The organism is Pseudomonas sp. SST3 (genome assembly GCF_003325755.1).
The window spans coordinates 154,536-177,693 of sequence record NZ_QORI02000002.1 but is presented as its reverse complement, the minus strand read 5'-3'; the positions used below and the strand labels follow the sequence as shown (position 1 = coordinate 177,693).

The following is a 23,158-nucleotide window of genomic DNA, read 5'->3' as shown; positions in this document are numbered from 1 at the left end:
GCACCCCTTGGGTCTGGATGAACGCTGGCGCCGTATCCATCGCCGTGATCATGACCCTCGGGCTGCTGGCGGTGATCGCCGTGCGCGGCCTGGAGCACTTCTGGCCGGCTGACGTTATCGTTGCCGACTACCAGATCCCCGGTGCCGAGCCGCGGGTGATGGCCGGCGAAGTAGTACAGGCCGAGGAAGTACCGCGTGCTCGTCTGGCGGCCAGTGGCCTGCCGGTGGACGTTGAGGGCGGCGAGTTCATGACCCGCGAACTGCTCAAGGTCGGCAACCGCGAGATATATGGCGCGGACTTCTCCTGGGTCGTTGGCGAGTGGCTGAGCAACCCGCGCACGCCCGCCAATCTGGTTGCGCTGGAACGCCGCGAGTGGGGCAACTTCTACGGCGAGCTGCTGAACGTCAAGGAGAGCGGCAACCTGGTGGCCGAGGGTGACGCCGCCTGGGACGAGTTGCAGCGTCGCATCGAGCGCATCGATGAGTTGCATGGTCAGATCTCGCGCCTGGAAAAGGTCGATATCGGCCGTATCAACCACGGCCTCGAACGCCTGCGCCTGAAGACCCGCAAGCTCGAACTCGACGGACAGCTCGACGAGGCCGCACAAGCGCAGCTCGATGCCGAGCGTGCCCAGTGGGACACCGAGTACAAGGCGCTCGAGGGCGAGCTGGTGGCGCTCTATCAGGGCTTCAACCGCGACAGCATCACCATGCGCACCATGGACGGTCAGGAGAAGGAGATCAGCCTGGGCAAGATAGTGCGCGCCTATCGTCCGAACGCCATGTCGACCCTCGACAAGCTGGGCTTCTACTTCGCCAAGCTCTGGGAGTTCGTCAGCGAAGAGCCCCGTGAAGCGAATACCGAAGGCGGCATCTTCCCGGCGATCTTCGGCACCGTGCTGATGACCATCATCATGGCCGTGATCGTGACACCGTTCGGCGTGATCGCCGCGGTATATCTGCGCGAATACGCCAAACAGGGCGTGTTGACCCGCATCATCCGCATCGCCGTGAACAACCTCGCGGGTGTTCCCTCGATCGTCTACGGGGTGTTCGGCCTGGGCTTCTTCGTTTATGTGCTGGGCGGCTCGCTCGACCGCATCTTCTACCCGGAAGCGGCGCCGCGCCGGTATTCGGTACGCCAGGCTTGATGTGGGCATCGTTGACCCTGGCGATCCTGACCTTGCCAGTGGTGATCGTCGCCACCGAGGAAGGCCTGGCGCGTATTCCGCGAATCCTTCGCGAAGGTTCGCTGGCACTGGGGGCAACCAAGTCCGAGACGCTGTGGAAAGTGGTACTGCCGATGGCCAGCCCGGCGATGATGACCGGCCTGATCCTCGCCGTGGCCCGTGCCGCCGGTGAAGTGGCGCCACTGATGCTGGTCGGTGTGGTCAAGCTGGCACCAAGCCTGCCGCTCAACGGCAACTATCCCTATTTGCACCTCGATCAGAAGATCATGCACCTGGGCTTCCACATCTACGACGTCGGTTTCCAAAGCCCCAACGTCGAGGCCGCACGGCCGCTGGTCTACGCGACGGCGCTGCTGCTGGTGCTGGTGATCGCGGTCCTGAACCTCTCTGCCGTCGTGATTCGTAACCATCTGCGCGAAAAATACAAAGCGCTCGACCACTAATAGCCGACAGACCCGCTGGAGGCCCGGCGCTGCAACGATCGCAGCCCGCGCTTCTAGCCTCCAGCGATACGGAGACATCCCATGTCACAAGCAAAGACGCATTCCATCGACATTTCGGCGCTGGGTCGTGACAAGCGCGCACTGGACCTGGCCAACGAAACCGTGGCCATCGAAGTGCCCGACCTGAGCCTCTACTACGGCGAAAAGCAGGCGCTGTACAACGTCAGCATGAACATTCCGCGCCAGCGCGTGACTGCCTTCATCGGCCCGTCCGGCTGCGGCAAGTCGACCCTGCTGCGCTGCTTCAATCGGATGAACGATCTGGTCGATGGCTGCCGCATCGACGGCGCGATCAATCTCGATGGGCACAACATCTACCGCAAGGGCGAGGACGTCGCCGACCTGCGCCGTCGCGTCGGCATGGTGTTCCAGAAGCCCAACCCGTTCCCCAAGAGCATCTACGAGAACGTGGTCTACGGCCTGCGCATCCAGGGCATCAAGCAGAAGCGTGTGCTCGACGAGACCGTCGAATGGGCGCTCAAGGGCGCGGCGCTCTGGGATGAAGTCAAGGATCGCCTGCACGAATCGGCACTGGGCCTTTCCGGCGGCCAGCAGCAGCGCCTGGTGATCGCACGGACCATCGCCGTGCAGCCCGAAGTGCTGCTTCTCGACGAACCCAGCTCGGCGCTCGACCCGATCTCCTCGCTGAAGGTCGAGGAACTGATCTACGAGCTCAAGGCCAAGTACACCATCGTCATCGTCACCCACAACATGCAGCAGGCCGCGCGCGTGTCGGATTACACCGCGTTCATGTATATGGGCAAGCTGATCGAGTATGGCGATACCGATACGCTGTTCACCAATCCGGCCAAGAAGCAGACAGAAGATTACATCACCGGCCGCTACGGTTGAGGCTATGGGCAATCTCCTCTGGCTTTGTCGGGCGCGCTTGCCGTACTACTCGTACTGTCAGCGCGCGCCCTCCGCGCCAGTGAAGATTTCCCAAGGGCCTCAACGTTAACTCGACTATTTCCAGGTGCGCTGCGCACCAGAGCCGCCTAGCGGTAGCCTCCTCGGAGCGAGAGCAATGATCAGCAAAGACAGCCACACCCAACACATCTCCCAGCAATTCAACGCCGAGTTGGAGGAGGTGCGCAGCCATCTCCTGGCCATGGGCGGCCTGGTGGAAAAGCAGGTCAATGACGCGGTCACCGCGCTGATCGAGGCCGATTCCGGGCTGGCACAGCAGGTGCGTGACGTGGATGATCAGATCAACCACATGGAGCGCGACATCGATGAAGAGTGCATTCGTATTCTTGCCCGTCGTCAGCCGGCGGCCTCCGACCTGCGCTTGATCATCAGCATCTCCAAGTCGGTGATCGACCTAGAGCGTATCGGTGACGAGGCGACCAAGATCGCTCGTCGCGCTATTGAGCTGTGCGAAGACGGCGAGGCTCCGCGCGGCTATGTCGAGGTTCGCCACATCGGTGACCAGGTGCGCCGAATGGTGCAGGAGGCGCTGGATGCCTTCGCGCGTTTTGATGCGGATCTGGCCCTGTCGGTGGCGCAGTACGACAAGACCGTCGACCGCGAGTACAAGACTGCACTGCGCGAACTCGTCACCTACATGATGGAAGACCCGCGTTCGATCTCGCGTGTGTTGAGCGTGATCTGGGTGCTGCGCTCGCTGGAGCGGATCGGCGACCACGCGCGCAACATCGCCGAGATGGTGATCTATCTGGTGCGTGGTACCGATGTCCGCCACCTAGGGCTGACGCGGATGGCCGAGGAAGTCGCCAACAAGCGCGACTGATTCGATTGCTCGACGGCCCTGGCCGGTGGGCTGAAGCCCACCCTACAGGGAGTTCGAGCCAGTGATGGTTGCGTATCGACTGCAGAAAGAAAGGTGGGGCGCGGCGCTCGGCTTCATCCGGTCCGTTAGTCGCCTCGCCGGTAGGGTGGGCTTCAGCCCACCAGAACCCATCGGAAACGGCGTCGCTCAGGCAGTTCGTCGGGCGGACCGGCGCGCACCAATGGTCAGGCGAAAGGGCTCAGCGCTGGTGCAGTTCGGCTCGTAGGGCTTCGAGTACTGTTTGGCGCTCGCCGTCTTGCAGCCTGGCATCGGGATTGAGCGACGACCATTCTGGATGCGCGCGGCAACGGTGCAGTGCCTCGGGTAGTTTGCCCTCGCGCCAGACTTTGTCATCTGGCGTATCGAGGCGAATGACGTCCACCGCGGCGTGTCCTCGGGCTGCGAGGGCGGCCAACAGCTGGCGCTGGCGCAGCGCGAGCAGGCGCAGCACGGCGTCGTCGACGGTCAGTTCGCGCTGGCCCTTGAGCTTGCCCAGCAGGCGGTTGCCATAGTGCCGTGCCGTCTGCGCGCTACCGCCGGCGATCGCGCCGAGCAGCGCCGCCGCACCCAGCGTGATACCACCAACCATCAGATCGACGCCGGCACCGGCTGCCGCCCCGGCGGCCATCCCGCCACCGATCTTCACGCCAAGCTCCTTGAGCGTTTCCGGGTTGAATAGATCGTCGCCCCAGCGGCCGTCGAGCAAGGGCAAATCGGCCGCCGCGGCATCCTGTGGGCGGAAACCGTAGAGGCGCAGCAGGGATTCGACGCAGCGCTGTTCGCGGGCGCGCACGGCGTCGTGCAGTTCACGAATGGCGCCGCGCTCCAGCTCCGGCTGGGCGGCGACGCTACGCCGACAGGCGGCGACATCCACCAGTAGCTCGGCGATCAACCGATTGCCCTCGCTCAGCCGCGCGGCGGCCTGGGCTTCATGGTCGTCGATCAGGCGCTGCAGCTTGGGGCGCGACTGTTCCAGTAGTAATGCGAGGCTTTCATAGAGTCGCCGCTCGCCGTCAATCGGCGGCGCCACGCTGTCGTAGCGCACCAGGGCGTGCAGCCCCAGCCGCGCCAGCGCCTCGCGCCATTCAGCTTCGCGATGGCCGGGTTGCGCGACGAAATTGAGCACCGGCAGCAGCGGCTTGCCGCAGCCGGCGAGTACCGCCAGCTCATCCTTGTACTTGGCCAGTACCGGCTCGCGGGCGTCGATGATGTAGAGGCCGGCATCGCTGGCCAGCAGCTGGCGCAGCACCTTGGCCTCCTGCTCGAAACGCTGGCGTGCCTCGCTGCCTTCGAGAAACCGGGCGGTGCGCGCCGGACCATCAAGGCGCTCGCCAGGGCGTTCGACGCGCTCCAGATGGTCGAGCAGCGCGATGGCATCTTCCAGCCCCGGCGTGTCGTACAGCTCCAGCAGCGGCTCGCCATCGACCGACAGCCGCGCGCCCTCGACGTGACGAGTGGTGCTCGGCCTATGCGACACCTCGCCGAAGCCGATATCGCGGGTGAGGGTGCGCATCAGCGAGGTTTTGCCAACGTTGGTGTGGCCGACCAGGGCGAGTTTCAGCGGCGCGCTCATGGCTTATGGCCCCGCTGCGTTCGCCGTTTTAGGAGCCAGCTTGCTGGCGATCCTTCGTACGAAGGTACCGTTTTGATCGCCAGCAAACTGGCTTCCAGTGAAATCATGCTGCGCTCATCAATCATGGCCGCTCTCCAGCCAGGTCAGTGGTGCGCTGGTGGAATGAGGCAAGGCGAGGCTGTCCAGCGCCTGTTTCCAGTCCTGCAAGCGGTCGCTGTCCAGCGCCTCGCCGGCCTGAGGCTGCAACAGCCAGACGCGGCTCTGCGCAGCGCAACGGCTGAGTTCGCCGATCAGCGCCAGGGTGCCACGATCCGGTGATCGACGCGGATCGCAGGCGATGGCGAGACGTTGCGGTGGGAAGCGTGTCAGCTGCTCCAGCAAGCGACGCCGCTGCTCGCGATCGTCCAGTACGCCTGCAGCAGCAACGGACTTGGGCAGTTTCGGGGGCCAGGGATGGCTCGGGTCCAGCTCGATGGCCACCAGCACCGCGCCCTCACTGCCGTCCAATTGTGCGCCGGTGCCTGGCGCGTGTAGTTGTTCCGGCGCGGCGTCGCTGACACCGAGGCGCTCGCTGGAGGGCTGCAGACGCTCACGGAGCAGGCGGTAGGCGGGCAACTGCAGATCGAGCTGTAGCTGTGCCTGCCCACGTCGCCAGCGCCACAGGCAGAACACCGCAAGTAGCAGGCGCGGCAGTAGACCGTAGATCAGCACCACGCCAACCAGCCAGCCGGCCCAGCTTTGACGGGCGGCTTCGGCGCCGCCGGCCAGGGCTCCGCTGGCGCGGATCTGGTCGATATCCGGCACGCTGAAGCCGAGCAGCGAAGGCAAGGTCCCGAGCGCCTGGGTCAGGCTGATGAATGCGCCTTCGCCAAGAATTGTGGTTTCCCAGACAAAGCCGTAGCGCCGCGTGGCCAACAGCGCGAGGAGGGCCAGCAGGGCGCTGCTCATCGCAACCAGCCATAAACCGTGCACCCCGAGCCCTAACAGCCAGCGCCCGAGGCGACGCTGTTCCAGTACGGCCAGCAGCGCTGGAGCCAGCTGCACGGCACGGGCATCCCGGGCCAGCTTTTCGCTGAGCCAGAGCCATAGCCGACCCAATGCGCCGCCCGTATCGCCAGCGAAAACGAAACCCAGCAGCCAACCCAGCAGCGTCAACAGATTCAGCCCGAGCAGGCTGCCCAACGCCCAGAAAACATTGACCGGCCGTACCCCATCACCAAGCGCCGCGAGTGCCAGCCCAGCGCCGGTGAAAAGCGCGAGTAGAACGAGTGCGAAACCGGCCAGCCGCGCGCCCTGGCGCCAGTGACGGAGTGCATCGATCAGACCGTCACGGCGTGCTAGCCACAGCGCACGATATTCGATCAGTTCCGGTAGTTGTCCGCCCTGCGCATGGGCTTGGCGATTGGCTTCGGCATCATCGAGCGGACCGGCATGCTCTTCGCGCAGGCGAACGGCTTCGGTCAGCCAGAGGCGGTCGAGTGTGTTCAAAGGCGGCAGGGGAGGTGGGGACACGCGGCTTCTCGTAGATGGGCTCGGTCCTGAGAATACCCGTTGCTAGTTGAAAGAGTGAAATCAGTCATGCCCTGCGGCCTAGGCATCATGTACGATCCGCCGCCGATCACTGATCGACCTGCGGCTTCGCCGCATCAACTGCCACGGATAGGCCGGTTCGCAAAGCACTGCTTGCATGCCTGCTTGTACAAAAGGACTTTGTTATGAAAGACATCTTTTTCTTCGACTCCATGCTGACGCCCAAGATCATCACGCTGCTCTACTGGGCAGGCCTGATCGGCGTGATCGTATGTGGAGTCGCCGCCATGTTCGGCGCATTCGGTATGGGCCTTTGGTCTGGCCTCGCTATTTTGATCGGCGGCTCGATCGGTATCCGGCTCTGGTGCGAACTACTGATCGTCATGTTCAAGATCAACGAAAATCTGAGAACTGTCGCCGCTCGACAGTGACTCGCCAGGGGCGACGTCCCAGTCGCCCCTGTTCCTGCCTAGACTATTCAGCCGACACACTTCACGTCCCCCCGTCCCGCCCTTTGTCGAAGCCCACGCCTAGCCCACCTTTATCCGCTCCTGCCAGTAGCGGCGAACCGCGAAGAACAGCGAAAGCGCGGTGAGGGTAAGGAAAATCCAGGTAATCGGGCCGCGGAAAAAGATCATCGGATCGCCGCGGCCGATCAGCAGTGTGCGCCGCAGGTTGTCCTCGAACATCGGCCCGAGGATGAAGCCGAGCAGGAAAGGTGCGGTGGCGAACCCGGTGCGGTTGAACACGTAGCCGACCACGCCGAACACCAGCATCAGGCCGATATCGAACACGCTGTTGTTTACCGCGAAGGCACCGTAGACGCAGAACATCAGCACGATCGGCAGCAGGATTTCCTTGGGGATGTCGGCGACCAGAGAGAAATACTTGATGACGCCCTGACCGACGAACAGCAGCACCGCCGAGCTCAGCATAATGCCGCAGAACAGTGCGTAAATCAGCGTGAGGTTTTCCTGGAACAGCACCGGGCCGGGCGTCAGCCCGTGGATCATGAAGGCGCCGAGAATGATTGCGGTGATCACATCGCCCGGAATACCCAGCGACAGCAGCGGGATCAGGGTTGCGCCGGCCACACCATTGTTGCCTGACTCCGCCGCAGCCACGCCTTCGAGCTCACCTTTGCCGAAATTCGCCGGATTCTTCGAGCGCCGCTTGGCCTCGCTGTAGGAGATGAAAGACGCCGCGGTGGCACCAGCGCCGGGAATGGTACCGATGATCACGCCGATTACCGAACCGCGGAAGATGGTTTTCAGGCTGCCCTTGAGCTCCCCGAGGGTAAGGCCTACGCCGCTGCTGGCGGCGCGGATGTGGGGGCCGGCCTTCTTCAGGTAGAAGTCGATCACCTCCGGCACGGCGAACAGCCCGATCAGCAACGGCACGAAGGAGACGCGATCCATCAGGTTGTAGTTGTCGAACGTCAGGCGCTGGCTGCCGTAGACCATATCCATGCCGATCGACGAGACGATGACCCCGAGGCACGCGGCAATCAGCCCCTTTACTGGCGATTCGCCGGCGATGGAGATGATGATGGTCAGCGAAAAGCAGATCAGCCAGAAGAATTCCGGAGGGCCGAAATTCAGCGCGACCTTGGCCAGGTAGGAGGCGAAGAGGATCAGCGCCAGATTCGACAGCACGTCGGCGATACACGACGAATAGAGTGCCATCTGCAGCGCCTTCTTGGCCTTGCCCTGCTGCGTCAGCGGATAGCCGTCGAGCAGTGTGCAGGCCGCCGCGGGCGAGCCGGGGGTGTGGATCAATATGGCAGTGATCGAACCGCCGTACATGCCACCCTTGTAGATGCCCACCAGCAGCAGGATCGCGGTCACCGGCTCGAGGCTGAAGGTGAAGGGCAACGCCAGCGCCACCGCCATGGTTGCCGTCAGCCCAGGTATCGCGCCGATGACCACGCCGATCAGCACACCGATGCCAATCGCGATGAAGTTGTCGACGCTCAGGAACAGGTCCAATACTTCGGAAAAGCCTTCCATTCGGTCACTCGCGGATGAGGGGCAGAGTCAATCCCAGAGCGTGCCGGAGGGCAGCGGGACGTTCAGTACATGGATGAATAAAAGGCTCACCAGCCATGGCAAGGCGACAGCCAGCAGGTACAGCCAGGGCTTGCGCACCGGATGCGCAGCAAACAGCAGGAGCGTTCCGAGAACGCCGGCAGCGATGGCGCCCAGCGGCTCGAACAGCAGCCAGTAAACGCCCAATCCGCTGAGCATGACCAGCCAGCGCCATGGCGGTGCGGCGCCTTCTTCGGTATCCGCCGCGGTGTGCTTCGGCGGGCGCAGGCAGCCTTCGATGATCAGCGCCAATGACAGCACGGCCACCAGCCAGCCGGCCGCGCTCGGGAGCCAACGTGGCGACTGCATCGGGTTCTCGACCATGGGCGCCTCGTCGATGTAGTTCGGCACCAGGTAGAACAGAAACACCAGCGCGGCCACCAGCCAGATCGCACCCAGCAGCGTGTTGATGTTGGCCCAGCGCGGCAGGCCGGCAGCGAGCGTCATGGTGAATCTCCTTACTGGAGTTCGGCCTGGCCGGCGACGTCCTGCCAACGCTCGACATCCTGGGCGACATAGTCGCGGAACTCGTCGCCTTCATGGCTCGCCGTCTCGCCGCCGATCTGCGCTACGAAGTCCCTGAAACTCTGGTCCTCCATGACGTTCTCCAACGCGCCTTGCAGGGTTTGCACGGCTTCATCGGGGAAGCTTTCATCGGCGATCAGGCCGAACCAGGCGGTGGTGACGAAATCGCCAAGGCCCAGGTCGCGCCGAGCTTGGACAGCGGCTCGACGCCCGGCAGGTACGGCGAAGGCTCTGCGGAGGTCACCGCCAGCGCCCTGAGCTTGCCGGACTTGATGTGCGACAGCACGGTCGGCATGTTCTCGAACGACACATCTACGTCACCGCCGAGCAGGGCGGGCAGGGCCTCGCCGCTCCCGCGAAAGGGTACGTGGGTCATCTTGGTGCCGGTCATGGTCTTGAACAGCTCGCCGGACATATGGATCGAGCTGCCGATGCCGGAAGAGCTGAAGGTCATTTCCTTGGTCTTGGCCGCCTCGACGAAGTCTTCCACGCTTTCGTAGGGGCTGTCGGCCGGGACCACCATGACGTTGGGAATTTCGATGACGTTGCGGATGAAGCGGAAGTCCTTCACCGGCTCGTAAGGCAGTTTCTTGTAGATCACCGGGCCGATGGTGTGGCCGGGCGAGGCCATCAGGATTGTGTGGTCGCTGCCGCGGCCGCCACGGGCCAGCTGCCCTGTTGCCATGGTGGAACCGGCGCCGGGACGGTTCTCGACGACCACGGTGCCGATTTCCTTCTGCAGCAGGTCGGCCACCTTGCGTGACAGCACGTCGGTGGTGCCGCCCGGAGCGTAAGGCACGACGAGACGAACGGTGTCGGTCGGCCAATCGGCGGCCTGCGCGGAGAGGGAGACAAGTGGCAACGCGGTGCTCAGCAGGAGCAGGCGCAGGGCGCGCGGGAGAGTCAGTGACATGGAGCTTCCTTTGTTCTAGTTGTTGTTGGTGTCCAATCAGCGAACGAAAGCGCAAACGATGGCTCAGTCAACTATGGCGCCGATACAAGACATCGCTACCTTATAGGATGATTTTTCTGACGAGCCTATGGGTATCCGGAAAGTGTTCGATAATCGCACGTTTGTGCTGTAGGCACTGCTTGTGGTTTCGGCACGCTTGGGTCAACTTCGATCCCCTTGGGCATCGATTGAAAGGAGGTGCGGGTGAGCGCTCTGCAAGGCATCAAAGTATTGGATCTGACCCGCATACTCGCCGGGCCCTGGTCGACCATGGCACTGGCCGATCTCGGGGCAGAGGTGTGGAAGATCGAGAGTCTGGCAGGCGGCGACGACACCCGCAGCTGGATGCCGCCAGCCACGGCGGGCATTTCGACCTATTACCTCAGCGCCAATCGCAACAAACAGAGCGTGGCCGTGGACCTGCGCAAACCGGAAGGCCGTCAACTGATCCTCGATCTGGCTGCGCAGGCCGACGTGGTGGTGGAGAATTTCCTGCCGGCGAGCCTCAAGCGCCTTGGCTTGGATTACCCGGCGTTGTCTGCGGTCAATCCGCGACTCATCCACTGCTCGATCACCGGCTATGGTCGCGACAATCCGCTGGAGAACCGTCCGGGCTACGATTTCATCATCCAGGCCGAGAGCGGCTTCATGTCGATCACCGGCGAGAAGGACGGCGAGCCGATGCGCCTGGGTGTCGCCTTCATTGATCTGGTCACCGGCATGAACGCCGTTCAAGGCATTCTCGCCGCGCTGTACGAGCGCGAGAAGTCCGGCCTCGGCCAGTCGGTGGACATCGCCTTGTCCGACAGCGCGCTGCACTTTCTTGCCAACATCGCCTCCGGCTACCTCAACACCGGCAAGGTGCCGCAGCGCTATGGCAATGCGCACGCCAGCATCGTCCCCTACCAGTTGTTCGACACCGCCGACGGTAGCATCGCCCTGGCCGTGGGCAACGACGAGCAGTACCGGCGACTGTGCCTGGATGTACTGAAGCGACCGGAGCTGCACAACGATTCGCGCTTCACCCAGAACAAGAGCCGCACCGAGAACCGCGAGCTGCTGATTCCGATGCTGCAGGAGGCGTTCGCGGACTGGAACAACGAGGGGCTGATCGCCGCGCTGCGTGCCCAGGGCATTCCGGTCGGTGAAGTGAAGGATGTGGCCCAGGCGTTCGAGTCGGAGACCGCTCGCCACCGTGAGCTGGTGATCAGCGCCGAGCATCCGGTTGCCGGAGAGGTGCGCATGGTCCGTAGCCCGTTGCGCCTGTCGCGGACGCCGACCGTCCCACCCGAGGCGCCGCCGTTGCACGGACAGCACACCGACAGCGTGCTCAGCCAGGTGCTCGGCAAGAGCGAAGCCGAGCTGGCAGCGTTGCGCGAGGCCGGTGTGATCGGTTGAGCGTAAGTGGCGCATTGGATGGGTAGCTCCACCGTAGACGGCACGATCGCTGGGCTGAAGCCCAGCCTACAGATTTGCCGTCGCGACGATGCCGCCGATTGCGCGCCGGATTGGTAGGGTGGGCTTCAGCCCACCAACGGCTACTTCAAGCGGCGGGCCGAAGTGGAGCGCAGCCCGGCCCACCCTAGGCTGACTGACGTTGCGACCTGCTATTGGCCGAGTTCTGCCTGACCAGCGACGCGCTGCCAGCGCTTGACATCGTCGGCGACGTAATCCCGGAAAGCATCGCCCTCTTCGGTCGCCAGCTCACCACCTAGCTGAGCGACGAAGTCCTTGAAGCTCTGATTGTCGAGCTGCTTGTCCAGCGCGTCCTGCAGTGCCTGCACGCCCTCGTCCGGCATGCTGTCGTCGGCGACCAGGCCGAACCAGGCGGTGGTGACGAAGTCTCCGAGACCCAGATCGGCGCCAAGCTTGGACAGCGGCTCGACGCCCGGCAGATGCGGCGAAGGCTCGGCGGAGGTCACCGCGAGCGCGCGGAGCTTGCCGGATTTGATATGCGAAAGCACCGCCGGCATGTTTTCGAACGACACGTCCACGTCGCCACTGAGCAGCGCCGGCAGGGCCTCGCCGCTGCCGCGGAACGGCACATGGGTCATGTTCGAGTTGGTCATGGCTTTGAATAGCTCGCCGGACATGTGGATGGAGCTGCCGACGCCTGCCGAGCTGAAGGTCATCTCCTTTTCCTTCGCGGCCTTGATGAATTCCTCGACGCTGTTGTAGGGGCTGCTAGCCGGAACCACCATGACATTGGGGATCTCGATGACGTTGCGGATGAATTTGAAATCCTTCACCGGATCGTAGGGCAGGTTCTTGTAGATCACCGGGCCGATGGTGTGGCCGGGCGAAGCCATGGCAATGGTGTGGTCGGCGCCTCGGCCTCCCCGGGCCAGCTGCCCTGTGGCCATGGTCGAGCCGGCGCCGGGGCGGTTTTCCACCACCACGGTGCCGATTTCCTTCTGCAGCAGGTCGGCGACCTTGCGCGAAAGCACATCGGTGGTGCCGCCCGGTGCGTAGGGCACCACCAGGCGAACGGTGTCGGTTGGCCATTCGGCGGCCTGTACTGCGAATGATGCGAGTGGGAGCGTAGCGCCCAGCAGGATGGGTATGAAACGTTTGGCGATGGGCTTCATGTTCGTTCCTTCTTGTGGTTGTTGTAGGAATCACCGCCGTCTGCATGACGAGCGGTCGCGGCCAGGCCACAAAGCTGATACCTAGCCAAGTGTAGGTGGGTTCCCCATCCCCGAAACCCTGAATACCGAACGATCACTCGATTCGAGGCCCGGCCGCACTGCACCGGGCTTCGACTGCCTTAATCGGCGCGCACGCGCACGGCGATGTCCGGCTGATCGATAAACAGCCCGTCGATGCCGGCGTCGAGGAAGGCGCGGATGTCGGCCTCGATATCACCGCGATCGGCCGGCGAATCGCCGTTGCGCAGATTGGTCGGCAGGAAGGCGTTTTCGGCACGGAAGGTGTAAGGGTGCACCTTGAGTCCGGCAGCGTGGGCGTTCGGCACGAAGTCGGTGGGCTGGCCGAGGTTGCCGTTGGCATCGCGTGGAATGATGTAGCCCTTCTCCGGGCCGACGCCCACTGCGTAGCCTGCGATTGCCCGGAGTCCCTCGGCCGTTGCCATCTGGGCGTAGGTCAGGTCGCTGCCGCGTACCTGCTGGTCGTACGGCTGCCCGCCGCCGAACAGCTGCACCAACCGCAGCTGTGTCAGCCGGCTGAGGGCTTTCAGGTTCTCCACTTCGAACGACTGGATGTACACCGGCGCATGGCGACCGGCGTAGCCGTTGCGGTGGAGCGTGCGCACCAGCGGTTTTTCCATTGCCAGGCCGAGCTTTTGGAAATGGGTCGGATGCTTGGTCTCCGGATACAGGCCGATGCGTCGGCGCTCGCTCAGCTGCATGGTTTTCACCAAGTCGATGATTTCCTGCAGCGTCGGGATTTCCAGGCTGCCGTCAAGACGCGCATTACCGGGGCGGATTTCCGGGATGCGCTCGATGGCTCGCAGGGTTTTCAATTCGGCCAGCGTGAAATCCTCGCTGAACCAGCCGGTCAAGCTGACGCCGTCGACCATCTGGGTGCGCTTGCGGTCAGCGAACTCAGGACGCTGTGACACGTCGGTGGTCAAACCCAGCTCATTGTCATGACGCGCCACCAATTCGCCGTCGCGGGTCATTACCAGGTCCGGTTCTATATAGTCGGCGCCCTGCAGTATCGCCAACGCATAGGCGCCAAGGGTGTGCTCGGGCACGTAGCCACTGGCGCCGCGGTGGGCGATCACCAGTGGCTTGGGTTCTTCTCGATGGCCGTGTAGCTTCGCCTCGCGGGTCGCGTCGGGCGAAGCGGCAAAGGCCGCGATTGGCAGCAGCAGGCTGCAAGCGGTTAGCCAGTGGCGCAAAAAGGTGGTGCGGGCAGGGCGGACCATGGGGACTCTCCTCGGGGATGGGAGCAACCAGCCTGGCGGGCAAGAATGACGCGCCGTTGACGCTTCGGTGGACTGAACATGACGGTTCGATGATGCTGGCGTTAATCTGACGCCGCTGACTGCCCAAGGGCCCTCTGCTATCCTCGCCGCCATGAATCAGACCCCCTTTCCCCTCGCTATGATCGCAGCCCTCGCGGAAAACCGCGTCATCGGGCTCGACAATCAGATGCCCTGGCATTTGCCCGCTGACCTCAAGCACTTCAAGGCGATGACGCTCGGCAAGCCGATCATCATGGGTCGCAAAACCTGGGATTCGCTCGGTCGTCCGCTGCCGGGCCGGTTGAATCTGGTGGTCAGCCGCCAGCCGGACCTGCGGCTCGACGGCGCCGAAGCCTTCACCAGCCTGGACGCTGCGCTGGTTCGTGCCGAGCAGTGGGCGCGCGAGCAGGGCGTCGACGAACTGATGCTGATTGGCGGCGCGCAGCTCTACGGCCAGGCGCTGAGCCAGGCACAACGCCTCTACCTCACCCGTATCGAATCCGATCCTGAAGGCGATGCCTTCTTTCCGGCCTTCGATGAAGCCGAATGGCAGCGCACCGACTGTCAGGCGCACCCGGCCCAAGGCGAGGCCCCTGCGTATCGCTTCGAGACCTGGCAGCGGCGCTGAACCGAACCATCTCGATGCTTCCTTGACCGACGCCAAGTTCCCGCTTGGCGTCAGGCTTTATGCTTGTCCATCCGCTCGCCACGAGACTTTCTTCATGCAGAACAAGCCGGACGCCGAGCAGGCCGAGACCATTGCGGCAATATTCGTGCGTCATCCGCTCTGGGAGGATGTGCTTGCGTTGCTGCTCGGGACCGCCATGGTGGCGTTGGGCATTGCCTTTTACAGCCACGCCGGGCTGCTCACCGGCGGCACGGTCGGCCTAGCCTTCCTGCTCAAGTATTTTGCCGGTTGGCCCTTCGGGCTGGTGTTCTTCACCCTGAACGTCCCGTTCTACGTGCTGGCCATCTGGCGCATGGGTTGGGGCTTCACGCTGCGAACCATCGTCGCGGTGGGGTTGGTGTCGCTGCTGGCCGAACTGACGCCCCATTGGGTCCGTTTCGTCGAACTCAACATCTATTACGCGGCGCTGTTCGGCGGTGTTGCCATGGGCGTCGGCTTGCTGATGCTGTTCCGCCATCGCGCCAGCCTTGGCGGCGTGAACATTCTTGCGCTGTATCTGCAGGAGCGTATCGGACTGCGCGCTGGCAGTTTCCAGATGGGAATCGATGCGCTGATCGTGCTGGCCGCGGTGTTCATCGTGCCGCCGGAAAAGGTGGCGCTCTCGGTGCTGGGCGCGGTGGCGCTGAATCTGGTGCTGGCGATCAATCACCGCGCCGATCGCTACATGGGCGTCAGTTAGGCCTTCAGCCCAGCGTGACCAGCTGCGCACGTGGCTGGCCGTCTTCGATGTCCAGCAGCGCCACACTGATGGGCAGCTTGAAGCGGCGGCGACCGGCACTTCCCGGGTTGAGGTAGAGCACGCCGTCGACCTGCTCGATCTTTGGCTGATGTGAGTGCCCGGCGATCACCACATCGACACGCCCGGCGAGGGGATCGATCCTCATCGTCTTGACGTCGTGTGTGATGTGGATGCGCAACCCGCCGATCCGCAGGTCGAGCTGCTCGGGTATCGCGGCGGCCCAGTCACCACTGTCGACGTTGCCGCGTATAACGTCCAATGGCGCGAGTTTTCGCAGGCCTTCGAGCACCTCCTGTTTGCCGATATCGCCGGCGTGAATGATGCGCTCGCAGCCTTGCAGGACTGCGACGGCTTCAGGCCGTAGCAGGCCGTGGGTATCGGAAATGACGCCGATGCGCATGCTGACTCCAGTCATTTCGAGGTGGTTAAAGGTTAGGGCAACCGAGACTTGGCCGCGGTTCGATGTTACGGCACTCTGGCGTCCGCCGAACGATGAGGAATGTGTGAATGGAGCGGGTCGATTGCGTCATCATTGGTGCTGGTGTGGTGGGGCTTGCGGTCGCGCGGGCACTGGCCCAGGCCGGACGCGAGGTGGTGATACTGGAAGCCGAAGCGGCTATCGGCACCGGCACCAGCTCGCGTAACAGCGAGGTCATTCATGCCGGTATCTATTATCCGCAGGGCTCGCTGAAAGCGCGGCTATGCGTGGCCGGCAGGGATGCGCTGTACGCGTTCTGCGAAAGCCGCGGGGTGCGTTATCAACGCTGCGGCAAGCTGATCGTCGCTACCGATGAATCGCAGCTGGCGGGACTCGATGCACTACAGGCGCACGCCCAGGCCAATGGCGTCGACGATCTGCAGCGGCTGGAGGCGGACGAGATAAAGGCCCTGGAGCCGCAGCTCAATGCGTTGCCGGATTGCTGTCGCCGAGCACCGGCATCGTTGACAGCCATGGGCTGATGCTGGCACTGCAAGGCGATGCCGAAGCGGCCGGCACGCTGCTGGCTGCGCATGCGCCGGTGGAGTCGATGGAGGTGACGGACGCGGGGCTACGGGTCGAGGTCGGCGGGGACGAGCCGATGACGCTGCTTGCGACGAGCGTGATCAACTGCGCCGGGCACGCGGCGCCAGTGGTCGCGGCGCGCACCCGCGGCCTGGCCGCCGATTCGGTGCCTACGCGGTACTTCGCCAAGGGTAGTTATTTCAGCCTGGCGGCGCCTACACCTTTCCGGCATCTGGTCTATCCGTTGCCCGAACCTGGCGGGCTCGGTGTGCACCTGACGCTGGATCTCGGTGGCCAGGCCCGTTTCGGCCCGGACGTGCAATGGGTCGATTCACTTGACTACCAGATGGATGCCCATCGCGCCGACAGTTTCTACGCCGCAATCCGCCGCTATTGGCCGGCATTGCCCGACGGCGCGCTGCAGCCGGCCTATACCGGAATCCGTCCGAAGATCAGCGGGCCTGGCGAGCCTGCAGCGGACTTTCGCATCGACGGGCCTGGCCAGCATGGAATCGCCGGACTGGTGAACCTGCTCGGCATCGAATCGCCCGGACTGACTGCTGCCCTGGCGATTGCCGATGAGGTCTGCCGCGCCTGGCCCAGGGGCCACGCGCCGGTTGATCAGATGGGATCCTGCTCAGCGCTAGCCGGCGACTCGGGCAAGAACCAGTTCATCACCAGGGCGCAGATGCCGCCGGTAGCTACACCAGATTCCAGCACGTTGCGCAGTGCCACCGGCAGGTTCGCGAGGAATTCCGGTACCTGGGAAAAGCCCAGACCCAGCGCCAGCGAAACTGAAATGATCAGCAGCGCCCGGCGATCAAGCTTGATACCTGCAAGGATGTTGATGCCGGCTGCCGCCACTGCACCGAACATCACCAGCGCGGCCCCACCCAGCACCGGCTCAGGCACGGCCTGCAGTACCCCGGCGACCACCGGAAACAGGCCGAGCACCACCAGCATCACCGCGATCCACATGCCGACGTAGCGGCTGGCGATTCCGGTCAGTTGGATGATGCCGTTGTTTTGCGCGAACACCGAACTGGGGAAGGTATTGAACACGCCCGCCAACAGCGAGTTGGCGCCGTTGACCAGCACGCCGCCCTTGATGCGCTGCATCCACACTGGGCCCTCGACGGGCTGCTGCGAGAGCTTGCTGGTAGCAGTGATATCACCGATCGCTTCCAGCGAGGTGACCAGGTAGATCACGACCATGGGAATGAACAGGCTCCACGAGAAGCCCAGGCCGAAGTGCAGCGGCATCGGCACTTCGAACAGCTCGGCTTCGCGCATGCCAGTGAAATCCAGGCGACCCAGGTAGGCGGCCAGTGCGTAGCCGATGGCCAGCGCGATGATGATTGCGCAGCTGCGCATCCACACCACCGGCAGCCGGTTGAGCACGACGATGGCGCCCAGCACGACGCCGGAAAGCAGCAGGTTCTCACGGCTGGCAAAGGTGCCGTCGCCCATGGCCGCGTAGCCGCCGCCCATGCTGATCAGGCCGACCTTGATCAGTGTCAGGCCGATCATCAGCACGACAATGCCGGTCACCAGCGGCGTGATCAGTCGCTTGATGAACGGCAGCACGCGCGAGACGCCCATTTCGATGAAGGACCCGGCGATGACGACCCCGAAGATCGCCGCCATCACCGTCTCCACCGGCGTGCCCTGCTTGACCATCAGCACGCCACCGGCGATCAGCGGTCCCACGAAGTTGAAGCTGGTGCCCTGCACGATCAGCAGCCCGGCACCCAGCGGGCCGAAGCGCTTGCACTGGACGAAGGTGGCGATGCCGGAAATCACCAGCGACATGGAAACGATGATATTGGTGTCGCGTGGCGACACGCCGATGGCCTGACAGATCAGCAACCCCGGCGTCACGATCGGCACGATGATCGCCAGCAGATGCTGCAGGGCGGCGAGAAAGGCGATCCAGGGACGGGGCCGGTCATCGAGTCCGTAGACCAGATCGTTACGAAGCTCATCGGGGGAAGACTTCAGCGCGCTCATGGCATGCTCCTGGAAAAAGAGCGCGATTCTACTTCGCTACGACCATTACCGCACCGCTCTGGCGAGTGCGCATTATTCAACCGACTGAGAGGACAGGTTCATGAAACACCTCATCACCTTATCTTTCCTGGCGCTGACTTGCGGCGCTGCCCAGGCTGCCGATAGCTGTGCGGCAAAGGAGCAGCAGATCCAGCGTCAGCTGGAGTTTGCCCGTGAAGAGGGCAACAGTGGGCGCATCCGTGGGCTGGAAACGGCGCTGAGCAAGGTTCGCGAGTATTGCACCGACGCCGGGCTGCGGGCCGAGCGGCGGGAGGATATCGCCGAGGCGCACGAGGAAATCCGCGAGCGCAAGGCCGACCTGCAGGAAGCGCTGCGTGACGGTGATCAGAAGAAGATCGAGAAGCGCCGACGCAAGCTGGCCGAGGCGCAGGAAGAATTGCGCGAAGTGTTGGCGGATTGATGTTTGACGTAACAGCGCCCACACCGCACGCCGCATAAAACGATGCCCGCCGGAGTGGGCGGGCATCGTCTTTTATCGGGCTTGCGGGTCCCTTAGCCGCTGCTAGGAACTGTTGTCGCCGTCTTTACCTTGGCGCGAGGCTCCGGTGCAGCGGCGCCGTGGTCGTCGGGGTGGATCACGGGAACTTCGTTGCCATCCGCGTCGTACAGCTTGCCGTTGTGGAAGTGATCACCGTCATGCAGCGCGGCAACGTCCTGGTAGCGCAGGGTGCGCTCACTGGCCGCAGCGAATACCGATTGCTGGTCCGAGTTGCCGGCGGTCAGGTGGTTGAAGAGCAGGTTCAGCAGGATGGCCATGATCGCCGCCGAGCTGATGCCCGAGTGGAAGATGGTTTCGAACCAGGACGGGAACTGGTGGTAGAAGCTCGGCGCGGCGATCGGGATCATGCCGAAGCCGATCGAGGTGGCGACAATGATCAGGTTCATGTTATTGCGGTAATCGACTTGCGCCAGGGTACGGATGCCCGCGGCGGCTACAGTGCCGAACAACACCACGCCGGCGCCGCCGAGTACGGCAGTGGGTACCGCGGCGATAACCCGGCCCATGATCGGCAACAGGCCGAGAGAGACCAGGATTAGGCCGGCACAGGCAACCACGTAGCGGCTCTTGACGCCGGTAACGGCCACCAGCCCCACGTTCTGGGCGAAGGCGCTTTGGGTGAAAGAGCCGAAGAGCGGCGCGAACAAGCTGGAAATCATGTCTGCACGCAGGCCGTTGCCCAGTCGCTTGGAGTCCACCTTGGTATCGATGATGTCACCGACGGCGAGAATATCGGCTGACGTCTCGACCAGGATCACGATGACCACGATCAGCATGGAGAAGATCGCTGCCGCCTCGAACACCGGCATGCCGAAATGCAGGGGCGTGGGGAAAGCCAACAGTGGACCTTCGCTGACCTTGGAGAAGTCGGCCATGCCGAACGCCCAGGCCACCAGCGTGCCGATCACCATCGCCAGGAGGATGGACAAGCGGGAGATGGCCGAGCTGCCAATCTTGCTCAGTAGCAGGACGCACGCCAGGGTGAAGGCCGCCAGACCGATATTGGCCATGCTGCCGAAATCAGCTGCCCGGCTGTTGCCGCCCATGGCCCAGCGTGCCGCGACAGGCATCAGGGTCAGGCCAATGGTGGTGATGACGATACCGGTCACCAGTGGCGGAAAGAACTTGGTGATCTTGGAGAATACCGGCGTGATCAACAGCCCTATCAGGGCTGCGCCGATCACCGCGCCAAATACCACCGGCAAGCCTCCTTCGCCGCCGTTGGCCCCGACTATCGCCACTATGGTGGCGACGCTTGCAAAGGATACCCCTTGCACCAGCGGCAACTGACAGCCGAAGAACGGAAGCCCTAGTGTTTGCAGCAGGGTCGCCGCGCCGCCGACGAAAAGTGAAGCAGCGATCAGCAAGCCGATATCAGCAGGCGACAGACCGGCTGCCTGACCGACGATAAGCGGCACCGCGACGATGCCGCCGTACATCGTCAGAACGTGCTGAAGGCCGTAGGCCATGCTGGCGCCGATTCCGAGATTTTCGTCCTCTGGACGTTTAACCGAAGCGCTTCCTGCTGATGAAACAGTCATGGTGAGAGCTCTCGCTGTTGTTATTGTGTCCAATTAATGTAGACAAAATGGAGGTTTATTGACAGCCTTTTGTATACATTGATTGCTTGCGAGGTCTTGCTTCGATCGTGCGGTCAAATGGCGGCAATAAGCAGAAGCCTGCGTCTATCACGCCAGTCGAACATGGCGTTGCCTGGGGCGTTCGACGAATGGCAGGGCCCGAGGTACATGCGTCGGGATGCAGGGGCGATCTTGCGCAACGGCTTCGGAAAATTGAGCGAGGTATAAGTGGCGGACGTCTAGCTGAAGGAGAACTCCTGATCGAAGTGGCGCGATCGAATCGGAATGATCATGGTCGCTTGGTTGCCTCGGAAAGCTTTTTCCCACTCCCCCGGAGTTCGGGGCAAGCGGATCAGCCGGCCTGGTTGCCGAGTGCGGCGGCGATCTTCTTGTCGGTCTTGTATTGGCTTAATGCATAGACCGACCAGATGGCTGCCGGCAGCCAGCCAATCAGGGTGACCTGCAGCAGCAGGCAGATGATTCCGGCGATCGGGCGGCCGATGGTGAAAAATTGCAGCCAGGGCAGCAGCAATGCGAGCAGTAGACGCATGGATTTCTCGTTGTTGGTTTAAAACGCCTCATGCAATGCCTGTCGCGTTGCATGAGGATTAGGGACGTCGTTGCGGATCAGTCCAGCATTGCCTTATTGCGCACCGCGCCCTTGTCGGCGCTGGTGGCGAGCAGGGCGTAGGCCTTGAGCGCGGTCGAGACCTTGCGCGCACGCGGCTGGGCCGGCTTCCAGCCTTTCTTGTCCTGCTCGTGGCGACGATGGGACAGCTCTTCGTCACTGACCAGCAGCTCGATGGTGCGGTTGTGGATGTCGATGTGGATCTTGTCGCCTTCCTGAACAAGGCCGATGGCACCGCCCGCGGCGGCTTCCGGCGAGGCGTGGCCGATGGACAGGCCTGAAGTACCGCCGGAGAAGCGGCCGTCAGTGAGCAGGGCGCATTCCTTGCCCAACCCTTTGGACTTCAGATACGAGGTCGGGTAGAGCATCTCCTGCATGCCCGGGCCGCCCTTCGGGCCTTCGTAACGGATGATGACGATGTCCCCGGCTTTCACTTCGTCATTGAGGATGCCCTTCACGGCGCTGTCCTGGCTTTCGAAGATCTTCGCGGTGCCCTCGAACACCAGAATGGACTCGTCCACGCCGGCGGTCTTCACCACGCAGCCATCCAGGGCGATGTTGCCGTAGAGCACGGCCAGACCACCTTCCTGAGAATAGGCGTGCTCGACGCTGCGGATGCAGCCTTCGGCGCGGTCCAGGTCAAGGGTGTCCCAACGGGTCGACTGGCTGAACGCCGTCTGCGTTGGGATGCCGGCCGGGCCTGCCTTGAAGAAGGTGTGTACCGCCTCGTCCTGGGTCTGGGTGATGTCCCACTGGGCGATGGCGTCGGCCATGCTCGGGCTGTGCACGGTCGGCACGTCGGTGTGCAGCAAACCGCCGCGGGCCAGTTCGCCAAGGATCGAAAAGATTCCGCCTGCGCGGTGCACGTCTTCCATGTGGTACTTCTGGATGTTCGGCGCAACCTTGCACAGCTGCGGCACCTTGCGCGACAGCGCGTCGATATCGCGCAGGTCGAAGTCGATCTCGGCTTCCTGGGCGGCTGCCAACAGATGCAGGATAGTGTTGGTCGAGCCACCCATGGCGATGTCCAGCGTCATGGCGTTTTCGAACGCCTTGAAGCTGGCCACGTTGCGTGGCAGCACCGATTCGTCGCCTTCACCGTAGTACCGCTGGCACAGCTCGACGACAGTGCGGCCGGCGCGCAGGAACAGCTGCTCGCGGTCGCTGTGGGTCGCCAGTGTCGAGCCATTACCGGGCAGCGCGAGGCCCAGGGCTTCGGCCAGGCAGTTCATCGAGTTGGCGGTGAACATGCCGGAGCAGCTGCCGCAGGTCGGGCAGGCGCTGCGCTCGTATTCGGCGACTTTCTCGTCCGAGGCGCTTTCATCGGCGGCGATGACCATCGCATCGACCAGGTCCAGGCCGTGGCTGGCCAGCTTGGTCTTGCCGGCTTCCATCGGGCCGCCGGAGACGAACACCACCGGGATGTTCAGGCGCAGGGCCGCCATCAGCATGCCGGGGGTGATCTTGTCGCAGTTGGAGATGCAGACGATGGCGTCGGCGCAGTGCGCGTTGACCATGTACTCCACCGAGTCGGCGATGATCTCGCGCGAGGGCAGCGAATAGAGCATGCCATCGTGCCCCATGGCGATGCCGTCGTCGACTGCGATGGTGTTGAATTCCTTGGCCACGCCGCCGTGCTTCTCGATCTCACGGGCGACCAGCTGGCCCAGGTCCTTCAGGTGCACGTGACCGGGCACGAATTGGGTGAAGGAGTTGGCGATGGCGATGATCGGCTTCTTGAAGTCTTCATCCTTCATGCCGGTGGCGCGCCACAGCGCGCGGGCACCAGCCATGTTGCGGCCGTGCGTGGAGGTTTTCGAGCGGTAATCGGGCATGACGGTTCCTGCGGCTAATCAGCGGTTCGAATAGTG

At 63.3% G+C, this 23,158-nt stretch carries 20 protein-coding genes and 2 pseudogenes; 9 read left to right on the top strand and 13 right to left on the bottom strand.

All coding sequences use genetic code 11. The annotated features are described in order from the left end of the window. Window positions 1-17: 17 nt before the first annotated feature. The 3 genes and pseudogenes from pstA to phoU all read left to right on the top strand — a co-directional run bounded on the left by pstA (window position 18) and on the right by phoU (window position 3,446). Window positions 18-1,633: pseudogene (gene pstA, locus DQ405_RS03005) on the top strand (phosphate ABC transporter permease PstA). Window positions 1,634-1,714: 81 nt separating this feature from the next. Beyond that, a complete protein-coding gene (gene pstB / locus DQ405_RS03000) occupies window positions 1,715-2,545 on the top strand; it encodes a phosphate ABC transporter ATP-binding protein PstB (RefSeq protein ID WP_168422866.1) in 831 nt (276 codons plus the stop codon). A gap of 175 nt (window positions 2,546-2,720) precedes the next feature. Then, window positions 2,721-3,446, top strand: a complete 726-nt coding sequence (gene phoU / locus DQ405_RS02995; RefSeq protein WP_019341881.1) for a phosphate signaling complex protein PhoU — start codon at window positions 2,721-2,723, stop codon at window positions 3,444-3,446. A gap of 238 nt (window positions 3,447-3,684) precedes the next feature. On the opposite strand, the gene DQ405_RS02990 is transcribed toward phoU, so the two are convergent. Together DQ405_RS02990 and DQ405_RS02985 are read right to left on the bottom strand one after the other, a co-directional pair. Then, window positions 3,685-5,058 carry a GTPase/DUF3482 domain-containing protein gene (locus DQ405_RS02990; RefSeq protein ID WP_168422865.1) on the bottom strand — a complete coding sequence of 458 codons (1,374 nt, stop codon included), beginning with the start codon at window positions 5,056-5,058 and terminating at the stop codon, window positions 3,685-3,687. Window positions 5,059-5,175: 117 nt separating this feature from the next. Further along, on the bottom strand, window positions 5,176-6,570 hold the full coding sequence (locus DQ405_RS02985) for a DUF2868 domain-containing protein (protein WP_168422864.1): 1,395 nt from the start codon (window positions 6,568-6,570) through the stop codon (window positions 5,176-5,178). Window positions 6,571-6,773: 203 nt separating this feature from the next. Between DQ405_RS02985 and DQ405_RS02980 the strand changes: the two genes are divergently transcribed. After that, entirely contained in the window at window positions 6,774-7,019 is a 246-nt protein-coding gene (locus DQ405_RS02980) for a DUF4282 domain-containing protein (RefSeq protein WP_168422863.1), read from the top strand. A 99-nt stretch (window positions 7,020-7,118) separates the two neighbouring features. Here DQ405_RS02980 and DQ405_RS02975 read toward each other — a convergent pair whose 3' ends face one another. Genes DQ405_RS02975 through DQ405_RS02965 form a run of 4 tightly spaced genes read right to left on the bottom strand, consistent with a single transcriptional unit; the run spans window position 7,119 to window position 10,113 of the window. Then, on the bottom strand, window positions 7,119-8,597 hold the full coding sequence (locus tag DQ405_RS02975; protein WP_168422862.1) for a tripartite tricarboxylate transporter permease: 1,479 nt from the start codon (window positions 8,595-8,597) through the stop codon (window positions 7,119-7,121). A 27-nt stretch (window positions 8,598-8,624) separates the two neighbouring features. Further along, complete coding sequence (locus tag DQ405_RS02970) at window positions 8,625-9,122, bottom strand: tripartite tricarboxylate transporter TctB family protein (protein WP_168422861.1); 498 nt, start codon at window positions 9,120-9,122, stop codon at window positions 8,625-8,627. Between the two features lie 11 nt (window positions 9,123-9,133). Next, window positions 9,134-9,379, bottom strand: coding sequence for a tripartite tricarboxylate transporter substrate-binding protein (locus DQ405_RS28060; RefSeq protein WP_446730858.1), 246 nt, complete (start codon window positions 9,377-9,379; stop codon window positions 9,134-9,136). Then, window positions 9,337-10,113, bottom strand: coding sequence for a Bug family tripartite tricarboxylate transporter substrate binding protein (locus DQ405_RS02965; protein WP_274597400.1), 777 nt, complete (start codon window positions 10,111-10,113; stop codon window positions 9,337-9,339). The genes DQ405_RS28060 and DQ405_RS02965 overlap by 43 nt, the downstream gene beginning before the upstream one ends. 243 nt (window positions 10,114-10,356) lie before the next feature. Here DQ405_RS02965 and DQ405_RS02960 point away from each other — a divergent pair, with 243 nt between their 5' ends. Continuing rightward, the gene (locus DQ405_RS02960; protein WP_168422860.1) at window positions 10,357-11,550 is read left to right on the top strand and encodes a CoA transferase; all 1,194 of its coding nucleotides are present in this window, start codon (window positions 10,357-10,359) and stop codon (window positions 11,548-11,550) included. Between the two features lie 209 nt (window positions 11,551-11,759). Here the strand turns inward: DQ405_RS02960 and DQ405_RS02955 are convergent, their stop codons facing one another. Continuing rightward, entirely contained in the window at window positions 11,760-12,740 is a 981-nt protein-coding gene (locus DQ405_RS02955) for a Bug family tripartite tricarboxylate transporter substrate binding protein (RefSeq protein ID WP_168422859.1), read from the bottom strand. Between the two features lie 179 nt (window positions 12,741-12,919). Then, the gene (locus DQ405_RS02950; RefSeq protein WP_168422858.1) at window positions 12,920-14,041 is read right to left on the bottom strand and encodes a glycerophosphodiester phosphodiesterase; all 1,122 of its coding nucleotides are present in this window, start codon (window positions 14,039-14,041) and stop codon (window positions 12,920-12,922) included. A gap of 151 nt (window positions 14,042-14,192) precedes the next feature. Here DQ405_RS02950 and DQ405_RS02945 point away from each other — a divergent pair, with 151 nt between their 5' ends. Further along, entirely contained in the window at window positions 14,193-14,708 is a 516-nt protein-coding gene (locus DQ405_RS02945; RefSeq protein ID WP_168422857.1) for a dihydrofolate reductase, read from the top strand. 94 nt (window positions 14,709-14,802) lie between these two features. Further along, window positions 14,803-15,447 carry a YitT family protein gene (locus DQ405_RS02940; protein WP_168422974.1) on the top strand — a complete coding sequence of 215 codons (645 nt, stop codon included), beginning with the start codon at window positions 14,803-14,805 and terminating at the stop codon, window positions 15,445-15,447. Between the two features lie 4 nt (window positions 15,448-15,451). Here DQ405_RS02940 and DQ405_RS02935 read toward each other — a convergent pair whose 3' ends face one another. After that, the gene (locus tag DQ405_RS02935; protein ID WP_168422856.1) at window positions 15,452-15,907 is read right to left on the bottom strand and encodes a metallophosphoesterase family protein; all 456 of its coding nucleotides are present in this window, start codon (window positions 15,905-15,907) and stop codon (window positions 15,452-15,454) included. Window positions 15,908-16,014: 107 nt separating this feature from the next. Between DQ405_RS02935 and DQ405_RS02930 the strand changes: the two are divergent. Further along, a pseudogene (locus DQ405_RS02930) lies at window positions 16,015-17,096 on the top strand (NAD(P)/FAD-dependent oxidoreductase); the annotation flags it as partial. Window positions 17,097-17,131: 35 nt separating this feature from the next. On the opposite strand, the gene DQ405_RS02925 reads toward DQ405_RS02930, so the two are convergent. Next, window positions 17,132-18,520 carry a uracil-xanthine permease family protein gene (locus DQ405_RS02925; protein ID WP_168422855.1) on the bottom strand — a complete coding sequence of 463 codons (1,389 nt, stop codon included), beginning with the start codon at window positions 18,518-18,520 and terminating at the stop codon, window positions 17,132-17,134. Window positions 18,521-18,620: 100 nt separating this feature from the next. On the opposite strand from DQ405_RS02925, the gene DQ405_RS02920 reads away from it, so the two are divergent. Further along, a complete protein-coding gene (locus tag DQ405_RS02920; protein ID WP_168422854.1) occupies window positions 18,621-18,980 on the top strand; it encodes a DUF1090 domain-containing protein in 360 nt (119 codons plus the stop codon). Window positions 18,981-19,072: 92 nt separating this feature from the next. Here DQ405_RS02920 and DQ405_RS02915 read toward each other — a convergent pair whose 3' ends face one another. The 3 genes from DQ405_RS02915 to ilvD form a co-directional block, all read right to left on the bottom strand. After that, window positions 19,073-20,620, bottom strand: a complete 1,548-nt coding sequence (locus tag DQ405_RS02915; RefSeq protein ID WP_168422853.1) for a nucleobase:cation symporter-2 family protein — start codon at window positions 20,618-20,620, stop codon at window positions 19,073-19,075. Between the two features lie 391 nt (window positions 20,621-21,011). Continuing rightward, complete coding sequence (locus tag DQ405_RS02910) at window positions 21,012-21,209, bottom strand: YqaE/Pmp3 family membrane protein (protein ID WP_168422852.1); 198 nt, start codon at window positions 21,207-21,209, stop codon at window positions 21,012-21,014. A gap of 77 nt (window positions 21,210-21,286) precedes the next feature. Next, window positions 21,287-23,122, bottom strand: coding sequence for a dihydroxy-acid dehydratase (gene ilvD, locus DQ405_RS02905; RefSeq protein ID WP_168422851.1), 1,836 nt, complete (start codon window positions 23,120-23,122; stop codon window positions 21,287-21,289). Window positions 23,123-23,158 lie beyond the last annotated feature (36 nt).